The sequence below is a fragment of the Arthrobacter sp. Leaf337 genome (assembly GCF_001423745.1).
GTDB lineage: Bacteria > Actinomycetota > Actinomycetes > Actinomycetales > Micrococcaceae > Arthrobacter.
On record NZ_LMPC01000028.1, the window covers coordinates 87,561 to 101,763 of the forward strand.

The window sequence follows — 14,203 nt, forward strand, 5'->3', positions numbered from 1 at the left end:
TTGCCCTAGTTCCGGTCGGCCGGCGTTCCGGCGGTGAGTTCGGCGCTGAGCTGGACCAGGGTGGTGTCCCTTTCGCGGGCCTGCTGCATCAGGTGTTGCAGGGCCGCCTCGTGGTTGAGGCCGTGGCGTTCCATCAGGATTCCGCAGGCCCGGTTGATGGTGTCGCGGCGGTGCAGTGCGGTTTGCAGGTTTTCGCTGATGCGGTGCGGGGCTTCGCTGGTTTGGATGTGGGAGAGCAGGGTGGCCGCGGGGGCGGCGAACAGCTCCAGTAACTGGCCTGTGCCTGGATCGTATGCGGCGGGCAGTGCCGCGTAGATTTTCAGCGCCCCGATGCATTCCTTCCCAGTCACGAGCGCGGCGCTTACGACCGAGCGGATGGGCAGTGATGAAACTGCCGCGCTCCACTGCGGCCAGCGCGGGTCAGTCCGGACGTCGTCGACGAGCACGGTTTCTTCGGCTGCCCAGGCTGTCAGGCATGGGCCTTGCCCGAGCTCGTATTGGAGGGCGTCGGCCCGTTGGACGACACGGTCGGTGAATCCGGCGCTGGTCCGGCGGCCATGGGTATCCATGAGGGACACCCCGGCCCCGATCGTGCCCGGAATGGCGTCCTTGATGGCCCGGGCCAGGATCTGCACAGCACGGTCGACTTTTTCTTCGGTGAGGAGGAGGCCCTTGATACGGCCGACGGCAGTGGAGAGTTCATCAAGGGGAAGATTCTGTTCCATTAGCATTCCCTCCGGTCAGTTCCGGGCGGACCAGCCTCGGAACGGTGCGGAAGTAAGCCACCGCGCACAAAACCATGCGCCATCTTCAGCATAGACCCTTACAGCGTGGTGCCTCCCTTCCCAACCGGAGGGAACCGCGTTCATAGTCAGGGCGCAAGAGCTGTGCCGCCGAAGACACCGATGATGACGGCAGACCGTGACTGTTCCCGGCATGATGAGCGAACCTTCCGAGACCGCGTTCGGCCGCGGCCGCCGTCGGCGCTGTCGGACACGCCGGGTGGATCAGCAGGGATTTCGGAGCTCAGAAGTTCTTGCGAGCTTGAATTCGTAGTGCTATTAAATCTGTATCAGCGGATATACATCCGGTCTATCAATTGGGTGATAGGAGGTATGTGATGTTGATGATCAACGACCCGTTCCGCCAGTTCGACCGTCTGGCCCAGCAGGTCCTGGGCACGGCTGAACGCCCCGCCGCGATGCCTATGGACGCCTGGCGCGAAGGGAATGAATTTGTGGTTGCGATGGATCTGCCCGGTGTCGACGTCGAGTCTGTGGACCTGGACGTCGAGCAGAATGTCCTGACGATCAAGGCCGAGCGGAAGAATCCAGTCGGCGAGGACACCGAGATGTTCGCTTCCGAACGTCCTCGCGGTGTGTTCAGCCGGCAACTGGTGCTAGGTGAGGCCCTGGAGACCGAGAACGTCAAGGCCAGCTACGACGGAGGTGTCCTGATCGTGCGGATCCCTGTTGCCGAGCAGGCGAAGCCCCGCAGGATTGAAATCGATACCGGAGACCAGCAGCAGCAGATCAGCGCCGCTTAATGGACCGGACGGGACGCCTCGGGCAAGAGCTGCATCTTGGGCGGCTGACCTTTCTGGCGGACGCCGACGCCTTGTAGAGAAGCAGTGGGGATCCCGCCCGTACCGTGGTCCCCGGCCAACACAGCCGGGGACCACGTCACCCGCCCTGCAGAGCATCACCCAGCTGCCTTTCCCGATTGCGCGGCTCGATCGCGGGTCTTGATCGCCTGTCGTGAGGTCCTCTTCCTCTGCCTGATCCGTCGACGTCGGTGAAATGGTCCGCTTCGAAGCCTGGGCGGGTGACCGGCACCTGTAGCTCAGCTGGCAGAGCAGTGGACTTTTAATCCTCGGGTCGTGGGTTCGAATCCCACCGGGTGCACCATTGGTTGGTATCGTCCCTTCCCCTCGCCCGGAAGCGGTGCTGGCCGGCAGAGATAGCACTGGGCACGGAATGAAGTGTTCCCCTCAGTTCCTTCCGGGGATCCGGTTCTTTCCTCCGGATGCGGGGATGGGCCCTCTGATTGCCGAGGGTTAGGTATGGGGCGTGTTTCCGATGAACGTCCCGGGCGGCATCCGGGCGCCGAACACGGGACCTGGTTCCGGCCTCTTGGCCTGCCGGTCTTCGACGGAGATCCGTTGTTTGATCCGCTGCAGGACCCAGGGGACCAGATGGTCGCGTGCCCAGACCAGGTCATCTGCCCTGGCTTCGCGCCAGCTGCGCTCGGGCAGGTCTTTGGGTGTCATCGGCCGCAGGGTGTGGGGGATATTCAGGGTGTCCAGGACCATCATGGCTATGGTGTGCTGGCCCAGCGGGGAGAAGTGCAGCCGGTCAGGGTCCCACATCAGCGCGTTCGTCAGCTGACGCAACGCCCAGAGGTCCGCGATCACGGCGTCATGGCGGGCAGCGATGGTCCGCAGATTCTCGTTGAAGACGGCCACCCTCCCGCGGACCTGTCCGAAGACCGGTGTCGCGCCCCAGTCCGGGCCCGTGAACAGCACCACCGTTGCCCCTGTGGAGGCCAGCAGTTCCACGCCGGCATCCATCCGTACCGCGAGTTTATCGGGATCGCTCCTGTGGAAAATCAGGTCGTTGCCCCCGGCATTGAGCGTGATCAGATCCGGCTGCAGGGCCAGCGCTGGGCCCACCTGCTCATCCAGGATCTGCTGGAGCAGCAGTCCCCGGACAGCCAGGTTCGCATAGGCGAAATCCTCGTGCCCGATGCTCAGTTCTTCGGCGACCCGGTCAGCCCAGCCCCGCAGGCCTCCCGGGCTGCGCGGTTCCGGATCCCCGACACCTTCCGTGAACGAATCACCCAGGGCCACATAACGGCTCCACGGATGCAGGCGGGCCCGCGAATCAACGGAACCACCCTGCGGACTGTCGGCGCCAGGGGCGTTCATTCCCTCATACTGCCCCCAAGACACGGCGGGCGCCATGCCCGCCGCGGCCCGGAACACGAAGCCGCATGAGGTCGACTCCGGCATCGTCGGCGCACTGACCAGGGGGACGAGCTGCCCATGACCACCTACTTCGACGAATGAGCCGGACACGGTCGCTGCTGAAACCGCGTGGCAGACGGACAAAGCGAACCGACCGTGGGCATTTTCGCCCACCCCGGCGGGGCCGGATCCGGCACTCCTTCAACGCCGCTGGTAACGGGCGCGGGTCAGCACCGACCGGGCCGGGCGCGGCAGTTTGGCAGCAGCGCCGCCACCGAGCAATGCACCACCGGGACTGGCACGTGCACCACGCCTGGCCCGGACCCGGAACCCCTTGACCAACGTCGGGCCGGGACAGGAGAGTTCTGACAAATTCCTGATCCGCGTCAGGCGGCAAACTCTAGCTACGGAGAGTTTTCAGTGCAGTAGACCAGGAGATGAGCTGTTCCAGGAGCGGTTCCAGCGCCTCTTCAGCGACCTGACTGGGGGTGAATGTGGTCGCGTTCTCGAAATCCGTAGCAAAGGGGAGCGCCACCTGGGCACGGACGTCGGCAATCTGGAGCTCCCCGGCGATCAGACGCAGGTTTTCGACGGCGCGAACACCGCCGGCACTTCCGTAGGAGACGAAGCCTGCGGCCTTGTTGTTCCACTCGGCGTAGAGGAAATCCAAAGCGTTCTTCAATGCCCCGGGAACGGAGTGATTGTATTCAGCCGTGACAAAGACAAAGCCGTCAAACCCGGAGATCGTCTCAGCCCAGATCCTGGTGTGCTCGTGCCGGTAATCCCCCATGGAGGGAGGCAGCGGCTCATCCAGCAGCGGCAGCCTGAAGTCAGCGAGGTCCAGCAGCTCGAAGTCTGCACCGCCTCGGGATATGGCTCTGGTCAGTACCCAGTCCGCCACCTGCTTGCTGCGCCGGCCCGGCCTGGTGCTCCCGACCACCACGGCGATCTTCACCATGTGAACCACTCCCTTTCGGTATCAGCCCTTTTGGGCCCACACTACGCGCACGGCGTGGAACGGTCCGCGCCACGGGCCCTCCACCCCGCGCGGCCCTCCGCTGCGGAAGCTGGGCCACCTCCAAACTCAGCAGACGGGACCAACACCGGATGCGGTGTGCCCAGGTAGGTGCGCAGCCGGTCGACCTGACCACCCGATCTTTTCGCTGTGGGCGCATTGGGTCGAAAGAGTCAGCCTTCACACTCGGTGCAGTACTTCCTTCCGTCTTTCTCCACGGCCAACTGGCTGCGATGGTGGACAAGGAAGCAGGACATGCAGGTGAATTCGTCCGACTGAACAGGCACGATCCGGACCAGCAGTTCCTCGTTGGAGAGGTCCGCGCCGGGCAGTTCAAAACTGTCGGCGAGGTCAGCCTCATCCAGATCAATGACAGCGGCACCCGAAGCGCCCTTTTCGGATTTCAACTCCTCGAGCGGCTCCCTGACGTCGCCCTCGTGCGCCGATCTGGGCGCGTCGTAGTCGATGGACACCCTGATTCTCCTTCGATTCTTCGCGGACAAATTCCCGACAACCACGATGAAACCCAAAAGGAAACATCAATATTCCCGCGGACAATAATGACCGAACATGGTGCTGCCAGGCGCGCTTTGGAGCAATCCATGTTCGTCAGCCCGGTTTCGATCCTCTTCGGCCGGCGGGACCCTCGGTATGGACCGGGCGAACGCGACGTGCCCACGAGGGCGTCCCATAGTCCCGTGATCCAGCGCTCATCGGGGTCCGACGAGACAGCACGGATCCCTGCAAGTAAGACAGCCACGGGGGGGGAAACAGGTAGTTGACACTTAGGTCCGTGAGGCATTTTTCTGAGTCCTGGAGGTCACTCTCGGCGGTAGCGATGCGAATGCCCGGCACAATGGTGACACCGGCATTGGCATGCTTCTCCCGACTGTCGGGTCCGTGCCCGTACGACCGTCTGAACCGGGGCTGGCGCGGCGATTTCCTGCCGAGACCATTGCGCATCCCAGGTCGCGGGCGTCCCTCATAAAGAATTTAGCAGCTGAAAAGGTCTCTTGGCTCTATCGAGAAGCGCGGACGCTGGGGACCATCGGATTATGAACAACGAGCATGACCATGACCCGGCACATCCCATGCCACGGGAGTCGAGGGACGGGCACGTCCCGGGCGCCGGAAGCCCTACAACCAGACAACTGCGTACCGTGGGCCAGCGCCGCCGGGACGCGGAACTGAAACTGGAGCAGCATCTGATGGAAGCCCGGCACCAGAAAGAACCGCACAACAAGGTCCTCTAAGCCGGTGCCTTCAAGCGCGCATTGACCTTGCACGGTGGGCACGCCACCGCGTCTCAGCAAGATGTTCGCCACTGAACCTCGCGTTCAACTGCGACCAGCGATGCGCAAGTCGGGCAGGTGAGGGTAGGTGACCGCCATCAGGAGGACGACAGTACACGGGACTGGGACAGTGAAGGCCTCAGACGCTATTGGACCGAGGGTTTCGAACTATATAGTGCCGGAACGCCTGGAGGATCTGCGGGGGGACTGGGCGGAACTCACTGAGGCAGCAAGAGGCTCGGAGGTGATCGACTTTCATGCCTGCACCCGGTCTGGCCAGCCATGGGTGGAAGACTCAGCTGCTGTTAGGGCAGCCGGGGCGACGCTCCGCGAGTTCCCGGCCGTGGACGAGCCATAGGCAACTTAGCGCCCCGCCGGGCACACGGAAAGCGGGTAGTGTCTGCTGATGGCAGGATTGCTTCTGTGACGAGCAGACGCCAGCGCCGCGCCCCTGATGCTGAGTGGGTGCTGATGTACCGGAAGGGGCTCACGCCGGCCCGGATCGCCGGTCTGGTGAAGGCGTCGCCTGCCCTGGTCACCTATCACCTTTCTATCGCGAGGGAACAGGACCCGGAGCTGCGGGTAGTCCACGAGGCGGCCGCCGGTGAACGGCCCGCCCGGGTCACCGGCCGGACCATGCAGCAGATGAATGATCTCCTCGCGATGGTCCAGGCCGAGGGCAGATACCCCTCCTCCAGAGCCGGTGGAGCGGCGGAGCGGGCGTTGGCCTCGTGGCTGCAGCGCCGCCGCCGGGACGCCGCTGAAGGACGCCTCGCCCCTGCGGTCCGGGACGGGCTGGCGTGCCTGCCCGGCTGGCAGGACGGCCACCGCGCGGCCATCAACGAGGAACGCTGGCAGCAACGGCTGGCCGAGCTCACCGCATACCGGGCGGCGGGGCAGGACTGGCCGCGCCACAAGAAAACCGTCACTGATACGGAACATGATCTGGGCGTGTGGCTGCACACCCAGCGGTACAAGCTACGCCGCGGCGAGCTCGACCCGGCGAAGGAGACGGCCCTGAATGCGGCGGTGCCTGGCTGGTCCGCGGGTCGTACCCGCGGCAGGAAAGCCCGGCCCTCGCCGGACAGCGGTGGCGGGCCGGGTTTAGATTGGTCCTGTGAGTGATGAACTGGTGATCAGGAAGGTCTGGCCGGCCCCGCGTGGCCGCTCTGTGGTCTCACCGTTTGAGGCATCGGAGGAGTTCACGCAGGCATGCTGGCAGGCCAACGAAGTCATCGCCGCCTCCCCCTCGGACCTGTTCTACAGCTCCACCATCGCCGGTGAGGAAGTCGTGCGCCTGATTGTCGTGGACCAGCCCGAGGTTGATCCCGGCTACGGGGTCCCCGAAGCCGGCGACGGACTCGAGATCGACTTCATGGAAGTCGCCGAGAGCCGCCGCCGCCAGGGTTTCGGCACACAGGCCATTGAACTGCTGCGCCGACAGCATCCCGGACGGACCGTGTTCGCCAGGCCGCCCGAAACCGAAGAAGCCTTCTGGCAGTCCCTCGGCTGGGACCACGTCCGCCATTCCCGGAACGCCGACTATCCCCCGCTGTTCCTGAAACGCTGACCACAACAGGCCCGCCCTTTAAGTCGCGGTGTCCGGGTTATGCCCACTGGGGCCAGGTGGAGCCCTCCGCACAGCTCAAAGCTGTCCCCATCGTGCATGACCCGCCCGTTTCTGGCTGCGCCCGAAACGTGGATGGTTCTTTTGTCGCACCCCTCCGGGTAGGATGAATGAATCGAACATATATTCGAATAAAGGTGTGTTGTGGGCGTTATTGTCGGTCCCCGCGTGATAGAGGCGGGTGTGTCGTTGTTGTCGGTGCTGGTCTCTCCGGTGCCGGTTGCGGCGGGGTTCCCCTCGCCGGCGCAGGACTACTTTGATGGCCGGATCGACCTGAACGAACATCTGATCAAGGACATCACCAGCACCTATGTGGTGCGGGTGTCCGGGGAGTCGATGGAAGGCGCTGGGATCAGCGACGGCGATGAGCTGATCGTCAACCGGGCCCTGGAACCGGTGGACGGGTCCGTGGTCGTCGCGGTTCTGGACGGGGAGCTGACGATCAAGCGGCTTCGGATCACGCCGGCCGGGGTGATGCTGCAGGCGGAGAACCCGGCCTATCCGGACATCCGGGTCCCGGCGTTATCGGACCTGGTCATTTGGGGTGTGGCCACCCGATGCCTTCATTACGTTTAGGGCAGGGGCCATGTCTAAAGCCGGCTGTGATGCGGCGGATGCCGCAGATCGCGCATGTGGACGTGAACTGCTTCTACGCCTCGGCCGAGCGGGCCTTCGACCCGTCGCTGGAGGGCCGGCCTGTCATTGTGCTGTCCAACAATGACGGCTGCGCCGTCACCCGCTCCCCCGAGGCCAAGGCCCTGGGCATCCCGATGGGTGAGCCGTGGTTCAAGCTCGCCCCCAGGGCGAAGGAATGGGGACTCATCGCGCTGTCCAGCAATTATGAGCTGTATGGGGACATCAGTGCCCGGGTGATGGAGCTGCTGGGCCGGTACTCGGCCTGGCTGGAGGTCTACAGCATCGACGAGGCCTTCCTCGGCGTCAAAGGCACCCCGGCAGAGCTCCTGGCTCTTGGCCGGTCGATGAAGGCTGCCGTGCGGCGGAACGTCGGGGTGCCAGTCTGTGTCGGGATCGCCGCCACGAAGACCCTGGCGAAGCTGGCGAACAAATGGGCGAAGAACAACCCGGCGTTCGGCGGGGTCTGCCACTGGGACTCCGTCCCGTTGCCCGAACGGGAGGGGCTGATGGGGCGCCTGTCCGTGGTGGAGATCTGGGGTGTCGCGACCCGGCTGACCAGGCGGCTGAACGTGATGGGCATCTTTTCGATCCTTGACCTGTCCCGGGCCGATCCGGTGATGATCCGGGACCGGTTCTCCGTGGTCATGATGCGTACCGTCCTGGAACTGCAGGGCACTCCCTGCATTCCGATGGAGGAGGAACGGATCGGGCGGGATCAGCTGATCTTTTCCCGTTCCTTCGCCGTCCCCATCACCACCGCGGCAGGCATGCGCCAGGTGCTGTCCGTGTACGGGCAGCAGGCCTCGGCGCGGCTGGCCAAACATGATCTGCAGGCCAAAGTCCTCACCGCGTTCGCCGGCACCTCACACTTCAATCCCAAAGACACGTCCTACCCCTCGGTGTGTGTTCCGCTGCCGATGCCGACAGCGGATCCGGTGATCCTGACCAAGGCAGCCCACGCGCTCCTGCCCCTGATCAATGAGGGAATCCGGTACGCCAGGGCCGGGATCATGGTCACGGACCTGCGCCCGACCGGGAACCAGGCGCCGCTGGCCCTGTTCGAAAACCCGCATGAGGAACGCCGCGTCGGAACACTGCTCGAAGACGTCACACGCCGGTACGGCCGCGGTTCCATCGGCCTGGGCTACGGCGGGATCAGGGGCGGGCCGGACTGGACCATGAAACGGGACATGCTCTCTCCCCGCTACACCACCCACTGGGACGAACTCCCCCTCGTCAAAGCCGCCTAAATCAGCACACCGCACGAACCACGAAAGACTGCGCTCCTCATGACCATCAGCTCCGAAGCCCCGGCAAGAAACCACATCGTCCAGGTCAGGCTTGGCCCGGCAGGGAACCCTCTGGCCATCCGTCACGACGGAAGGATCTGGCTCGTGGACCCCGACACGGATTCCCAGCACTGGTTCGCCCGGGATTCCTGGTGGGACACCAGACGCAACGCCGCCGTCGGCAGCGGGGACCTGGTCAGCGTGGAGTACTGGCGCGTCCAGGTCCTCGGCTCCCACTCGGCGCTGCGGACCTTCACGCTGCGCCGGGAACCGCTTGCTACGCAGTGGCTCCTGGAATCCATCGATGACGGCTCCTGAATGCCGGCCCCGGTGAGACCCGGATCGGTCAGTGATCAGACGTGGGAGGCAATCAGGACGGAATTCGGCCTGCCTGCCCTGGAGCAGGTCCGTCGCCGGCTCTCCGAGCTCGTCGAGGACCCGGAACCGGTGATGCGCCAGCTCGTCCGGGTCTTCATTGACGAGGGCACCTACTGCCCGGGATTCCAGTTCCTCGCCGGCGGGCGTCTCCACCCGACCGTCACGGCGTTGTTCCAGCGGGCGATGGAACTGAAAATCCCGCACAACTACTTCACCATCTGGATGATCACGCCGTCCAGGGAACTCGGTGGATCCCGCCCCGTGGACGTCCACAAGGACCGCCGCGCCCCCTTGCAGCGATCCCTGGAGGCCCTGGGCCGGAGGTAGGCGCCAAAACTATGGGTCTATGGCAACGGACCCTCTAGTTACGGTTCCGGTGGGCCACCGGACGCGTAGCGTTAGGACATGGGACTCATCTACGACGATCCGCGGCTGGCGGCGCTAACGCTCACGCGCATTGCAGCTGAGGAGTCCGAAGGCCCCAACGAACTGACCGGTCGCATGCATGCGGTCCTGATTGACCTTGTGCAGCGCAACGGGCCGGCCTTCCTGGCAGAGCTCATCGTCGCCTTGGCCCGTGCCGGGTTCGTCGCACTCGATGAGTTGGCCAAGGTCACCGGGGCCAGCACAGGTGAGTTGCTGGATGCGGTGGAACTCCAGGTGCTGGAAGGCCTCGATGACGGCTGCTAGATCGTCGGCCGGAACCGGGCTGCCGGCGGGACTGGTACCCCCAGTGCAGGTCGCCCTGGCCCGGGCTGTCACGAAGATGCCCCGGGCCAGCGGCCGCCCCGGGACTCTGCTCTATGAACCCAAATGGGACGGCTATAGGGCCATCGGAATCCGTGACGATAACGGGGCCACGTTGTGGTCCCGGCAAGGCAAGGACCTCACCCGGTATTCTGTTGGCGTGAAGCGTCGCCGTGCTGACGTTTGGCCTGGTGAGAGCGCAGTTATCAGTGCGCGACAGGTGTCGTTCACTTGGTCTGAGTATGTACTTCATTCAGGACCACCAGGATGCCTGACTCAGCACCAACGCCACGCTCGTCATGCCCCAGTTTCGAGCCTTCGTGAAAGTTTGTCCGCGGCCTGCCCATTCTCGTATCGGCCGAATCTAGACGGCCGACACCCCGGAACCTTTAGCGTCCGCTGAGGAACCCTCAACCGCGCCATGACCGCGATGCTTTGTTAGGTTCCGGCTTGCCGGGGCGTCCGTGGTTGGGAGCGCGGGGATGATTCCGAGCGAATACCCAATGGGATTCCAGAAAGCCTCCCAAAGGCAGCATCCGCGTGATGACTTACCTGGACAGGCACTTGATCCTCAACGAGAGTTATAGCGTGCTTGGCAAGCCGTTCCCCGCCCGTTCGCGTCAGTCTTCAACACGGCTATCGCGGGGCACCGAGGGGCGCGTCCGGGCACGAATTGTGCAGGCTTCCACAACGGTGAGGAGTGGAAGTCTGCGCACCTTCCCGCTGCCTAACACTCCCGTTGGTAATTCTGCTGGCGAAGCTTTTCGGAGCTGTGACCGACAGAGGCCTGTCCGTCCTTGGGCACGGGATGAAATTCCGGTGGAATTAAGCGACGCGGGTTCGCCGGAGGCTTAGAAACGGCCGCTGCAGAGGCCCAGGGCACCCTGTCCACAGATATCACGGCGCGCGTCGAACCGGAGGTGGATACTCACTGCAATGGCCCGGGCTGTTCGGTTGGTCCCGGTCTCGGCGCGGTCGGCGGCTGGCCGGGCCGGTGGCGGGATTGGCTTCTGAGCTGGAGGATCCTCGCGGCTCCGGCAACGGCCACCAGAATCCCGCCTGCCACGGCGGCGATGAACAGCGCCATGCCCAGGGAAAGCTCTCCGGCCACCCCAAGATAGTGCACGGTCACGCGATCCTGGTTCTGCAGGATGAAGATGATGAGCAAGATCAGGAGGATCAGCCCGGTGCTGACGGCAACCCAAATCATCCCGGCTCGAGTCACGGCCGCGTCCCCGTCCGCGCTCCGGGCCCGCGACGGTCTCCGGGGAGGCCGTTTCGGCATGGAAGGAACGGACTTATTGACCGGGCGCGGGAAGTGGCTTGGCCCGGTTGAAGGATTCGACGCTGGGTTGACAGCCACGTTAAGCCCCTTACATCAGGAGTTGCCTGTCCGTACCTGACGGCTATTTCACAGCGTACTCCTCCCGCAAGCCAGCGTCCCCCTACGTTGCCGCGCAGATAGCCGGTCTGCAGAAACGGGGTCGGCCGGGGCCATTTGGCGCTGTTTAGGGTGGGTGCCGGCCCCACCTGGGTCCGGGTGCCGCTGGATGCCGGTCAGGGCCTAGTGTGCGCCCAGGACCGTTACCGTTACCAGGAATCCGGCACCGCCTACGATCGGCAGATGAGTGATGATAACCGCGATGACCACCATCAGGCCGGCAAGAACGGTCAGGACACCATAGACAGCGCGGGCGGCCTCATCTCGGAAGGGCCCGGCCCGCAATTTCAGGTTCAGGTCCGGATCCGCTGCGGCCAGGTCCTGCTCCAGTTTCTCGAGACGCCTTCAATCATCAACCGACAGCGGCATCGCAGCATCCTCCTCCCGGCCTAGCCATGCGGGCCCTGTACCTTTGGCCAACCGTTTCCTTAAATTGTCCGCCCGGAGCGCCGCGGGTTCCCATAACCCACCCGGCCCCGTTGCCACCGGGAGCGGCCGTGGTGCTCTGTGTTCGACAGGCCTGCGCCGCTAGAATGAGAACCTCTCAGGAGGGTCAGCAATGGCACATCCAGGAATCCGCGGGATCGTAGTGATCACCGTTCTTAGCCTCTGTGCCTGCACGCCCGGCGGGAACAACACAACGCCAACACAAACGGGAACAACGTCGGCCGGCCCGGGCGGGATGACAGAAACACCGTCGCCGGACACGGAAACGACTGCCCCCGCGCCCCCGCCTTCCCCAACCTCCCTGCCGCAGGGCCCGGGAAGGGGCAGCGCCGAACTGGCCATCATGGTCAAACCGTCCGCTTCGGAACCTGCCGTCAACTACACCCTGGTCTGCGTTGATGGCGCTCCGGCAGCGGAAAGCCAGCACCCGGACGCAGCCGGGGCGTGCGAACTGGTGAAGAACAATCCTGCAGCGCTGACTCCACAACCGCGCGGCAAGGACGAGGTATGCACCCTGCAATACGGCGGTCCTGCGACGGCCGTTGTCACCGGAATTGCCGATAATGTGCCAGTGGACAGCTCATTCGCCCTGCGTGACGGCTGCGAGATCAGCCGGTGGAATGCAGCCAGAAGCGTTCTCGGATCCGCCGGAACCCTTTAGCTGATACAGCACACGGTTCAGGATGTCCAGGCACGTTCCGCAACCATGTCCTACAGAACGCGACGGCATGCGGGCCACACCGATCAGAGCTGCGGTAGGTCAAATCGGCGGTCGGTCACGGTAGCGGGTTCAGGGCTGAGCGAGATGGGAAAGACCGTCGCGTATCGCTGCCCGGACAGCCGCCAGGAGACAACGATCCCCACAACTTCGCGCGTGAGCGGCGCGTCTGCCCACTGCATTTCCCGCAAGGTGATGGGCGCCGGATGCCGGGCGCAGTCTATTTGGCGACCCTGCCCACGATCTGGCGGGCGATCAGCCGGTCGATTCCGGGAAGATGGCTGGTCCGTATGATCCACCGGCGCAGGAGGCGCTGGGTCCGGTTGGCGGGGAGGAACGACGATGCGGCGCGCCTCCCGGCGGCTTGGGCCTCCTCGACCACGGGTCGCCAGCGTCGCTCGAATTCGGCCAGGGCCGAACTGATCTCCTCAAGTGCGGTCACGGGTCCCAGGACATCCCCCAGGAGGGCGGCACCTGCGATGGCGAGGGAGCCGCCCTGCCCTGCCAGGAGCGACACGGCCCCGCAGGCGTCCCCCACGAGAACGGTCCGCCCCCTCTGCCAGCCCGGCATAACAATCTGCGCGACGACGTCGTCGTACGGATGCTCAGGGCAGAGCTCCAGCAGCCGGTCTACCGCGTTTCCGAGTCCGGCGAACTCGCGGCGCAGCCGCTCCCGCGGACTCCCGGACGACAGGCGGCCTGTCGCGCCTGCGGCCTCCCGGTAGACCATGAATGCCGCCACCTCGTCCGAGCGGAGGCTGTAGAGCCCGGCCATCCGGTCGATGCTGTCGGTCAGGACGAACCGGTTCCGGAAGCGGGCATTGAGGAGCGGCTCGGTCACGATGAAGGCGGCAGCACGCATTCCCAGCGGGCGCAGGTACTCCACTTCGGGACCGAACACCTGGGCCCGCACTCCGGAATGGATGCCATCGGCACCCACCAGTACGTCCGCGGCGAACATCACGTCCGGCGAACCATCGACGGCGACCCGCACCTCGTCGTCCTCACTCCAGACCCGGGAAACCGGCGCCCCGTAGCGGACCCGCACCCGGGCGGAGGCCACGTCGTCGAGCGCAGCGAGGGCGGCCCGCTCCATATCGGGGCGCAGCAGGCTCAGGACCTTCCCGCCGGCAAGCCGCGCGAACTGATCATAATCCAGGCTGGACGTCGGGTGTCCCGTTGCATCGACATACTCGGCTGCCTCGACATGGTAGGCGACCGCGGCGAGCCGGGGGTAGAGACCAATCCGCTCCGACGCTTCCACTCCCGGGCCGAAGAAGTCCATCATGTAGCCATCCGGTCGCGGAGCTGCCGACTTCTCAAGGACCTCGACGTCCCAGCCGGCCGAACCGAGCTGGCGGGCCGTCACAAGGCCCGCGATGCCTGCCCCGACAACCACAGCCTTCATGACCTGCCTCCCACGATCGGATCAGCCTGGCCCGAATTGATCCTGCCGTGAGCGCAGGATTCCGCCGGGCACTGCTGGCTCATTCTTGACTCGATCCTTGCAGGCTGTCCAGCGCTCACAATTTCCTGCTGCCGCAGCTCCTGCGCAGCACGGGCGGGCGACGGCAGCGAACCCCTAGTCGGTGGTTCACCGGCGTGGCCAGGGGTAGCTGGCGCCCCGAGGGCAAGGCCGCTTGCCGGT

The 14,203-nt window shown here is 64.8% G+C and carries 18 protein-coding genes and 1 tRNA gene; 11 read left to right on the top strand and 8 right to left on the bottom strand.

Annotation, left to right across the window (positions count from 1 at the left end):
• Window positions 1-5: 5 nt before the first annotated feature.
• On the bottom strand, window positions 6-725 hold the full coding sequence (locus tag ASF98_RS19180; protein ID WP_082506949.1) for a GAF and ANTAR domain-containing protein: 720 nt from the start codon (window positions 723-725) through the stop codon (window positions 6-8).
• A gap of 395 nt (window positions 726-1,120) precedes the next feature.
• Here ASF98_RS19180 and ASF98_RS19185 point away from each other — a divergent pair, with 395 nt between their 5' ends.
• Window positions 1,121-1,546, top strand: a complete 426-nt coding sequence (locus ASF98_RS19185; RefSeq protein WP_055805371.1) for an Hsp20/alpha crystallin family protein — start codon at window positions 1,121-1,123, stop codon at window positions 1,544-1,546.
• Between the two features lie 285 nt (window positions 1,547-1,831).
• Window positions 1,832-1,907 (top strand) — tRNA-Lys (locus tag ASF98_RS19190).
• 149 nt (window positions 1,908-2,056) lie between these two features.
• On the opposite strand, the gene ASF98_RS19195 is transcribed toward ASF98_RS19190, so the two are convergent.
• The 3 genes from ASF98_RS19195 to ASF98_RS19205 form a co-directional block, all read right to left on the bottom strand.
• Entirely contained in the window at window positions 2,057-2,926 is an 870-nt protein-coding gene (locus ASF98_RS19195) for an SGNH/GDSL hydrolase family protein (protein WP_055805374.1), read from the bottom strand.
• Window positions 2,927-3,365: 439 nt separating this feature from the next.
• Window positions 3,366-3,923, bottom strand: a complete 558-nt coding sequence (locus ASF98_RS19200) for an NADPH-dependent FMN reductase (protein WP_055805375.1) — start codon at window positions 3,921-3,923, stop codon at window positions 3,366-3,368.
• A gap of 230 nt (window positions 3,924-4,153) precedes the next feature.
• On the bottom strand, window positions 4,154-4,453 hold the full coding sequence (locus ASF98_RS19205; protein ID WP_055805378.1) for a DUF4193 domain-containing protein: 300 nt from the start codon (window positions 4,451-4,453) through the stop codon (window positions 4,154-4,156).
• Window positions 4,454-5,035: 582 nt separating this feature from the next.
• Between ASF98_RS19205 and ASF98_RS19210 the strand changes: the two genes are divergently transcribed.
• The 8 genes from ASF98_RS19210 (at window position 5,036) to ASF98_RS19245 (ending at window position 9,892) form a co-directional block, all read left to right on the top strand.
• Window positions 5,036-5,233, top strand: a complete 198-nt coding sequence (locus ASF98_RS19210; protein WP_055805381.1) for a hypothetical protein — start codon at window positions 5,036-5,038, stop codon at window positions 5,231-5,233.
• A gap of 462 nt (window positions 5,234-5,695) precedes the next feature.
• Window positions 5,696-6,397: a helicase associated domain-containing protein gene (locus tag ASF98_RS19215; protein ID WP_235506082.1), complete on the top strand. Its 702-nt coding sequence runs from the start codon at window positions 5,696-5,698 to the stop codon at window positions 6,395-6,397.
• Window positions 6,390-6,842: an N-acetyltransferase gene (locus tag ASF98_RS19220; RefSeq protein ID WP_055805383.1), complete on the top strand. Its 453-nt coding sequence runs from the start codon at window positions 6,390-6,392 to the stop codon at window positions 6,840-6,842. Before ASF98_RS19215 ends, ASF98_RS19220 begins: the two co-directional genes overlap by 8 nt.
• A gap of 201 nt (window positions 6,843-7,043) precedes the next feature.
• Window positions 7,044-7,475 carry a LexA family protein gene (locus ASF98_RS19225; RefSeq protein ID WP_055805387.1) on the top strand — a complete coding sequence of 144 codons (432 nt, stop codon included), beginning with the start codon at window positions 7,044-7,046 and terminating at the stop codon, window positions 7,473-7,475.
• 29 nt (window positions 7,476-7,504) lie between these two features.
• Complete coding sequence (locus ASF98_RS19230; protein WP_200939405.1) at window positions 7,505-8,785, top strand: Y-family DNA polymerase; 1,281 nt, start codon at window positions 7,505-7,507, stop codon at window positions 8,783-8,785.
• A gap of 39 nt (window positions 8,786-8,824) precedes the next feature.
• Window positions 8,825-9,142: a hypothetical protein gene (locus tag ASF98_RS19235; RefSeq protein ID WP_055805388.1), complete on the top strand. Its 318-nt coding sequence runs from the start codon at window positions 8,825-8,827 to the stop codon at window positions 9,140-9,142.
• 12 nt (window positions 9,143-9,154) lie between these two features.
• Window positions 9,155-9,529 carry a hypothetical protein gene (locus ASF98_RS19240; protein WP_235506083.1) on the top strand — a complete coding sequence of 125 codons (375 nt, stop codon included), beginning with the start codon at window positions 9,155-9,157 and terminating at the stop codon, window positions 9,527-9,529.
• A 78-nt stretch (window positions 9,530-9,607) separates the two neighbouring features.
• Window positions 9,608-9,892: a hypothetical protein gene (locus ASF98_RS19245; protein ID WP_055805401.1), complete on the top strand. Its 285-nt coding sequence runs from the start codon at window positions 9,608-9,610 to the stop codon at window positions 9,890-9,892.
• A gap of 985 nt (window positions 9,893-10,877) precedes the next feature.
• Here the strand turns inward: ASF98_RS19245 and ASF98_RS19250 are convergent.
• A complete protein-coding gene (locus ASF98_RS19250) occupies window positions 10,878-11,159 on the bottom strand; it encodes a LapA family protein (RefSeq protein ID WP_326950720.1) in 282 nt (93 codons plus the stop codon).
• Between the two features lie 354 nt (window positions 11,160-11,513).
• Complete coding sequence (locus tag ASF98_RS25210; protein ID WP_442854053.1) at window positions 11,514-11,675, bottom strand: hypothetical protein; 162 nt, start codon at window positions 11,673-11,675, stop codon at window positions 11,514-11,516.
• 274 nt (window positions 11,676-11,949) lie between these two features.
• Here ASF98_RS25210 and ASF98_RS19260 point away from each other — a divergent pair, with 274 nt between their 5' ends.
• On the top strand, window positions 11,950-12,498 hold the full coding sequence (locus tag ASF98_RS19260) for a hypothetical protein (RefSeq protein WP_055805407.1): 549 nt from the start codon (window positions 11,950-11,952) through the stop codon (window positions 12,496-12,498).
• Between the two features lie 83 nt (window positions 12,499-12,581).
• Here the strand turns inward: ASF98_RS19260 and ASF98_RS24295 are convergent, their stop codons facing one another.
• Together ASF98_RS24295 and ASF98_RS19265 are read right to left on the bottom strand one after the other, a co-directional pair.
• Entirely contained in the window at window positions 12,582-12,737 is a 156-nt protein-coding gene (locus ASF98_RS24295) for a hypothetical protein (protein WP_156372476.1), read from the bottom strand.
• A 38-nt stretch (window positions 12,738-12,775) separates the two neighbouring features.
• Complete coding sequence (locus ASF98_RS19265) at window positions 12,776-13,963, bottom strand: FAD-dependent monooxygenase (protein WP_055805409.1); 1,188 nt, start codon at window positions 13,961-13,963, stop codon at window positions 12,776-12,778.
• Window positions 13,964-14,203 lie beyond the last annotated feature (240 nt).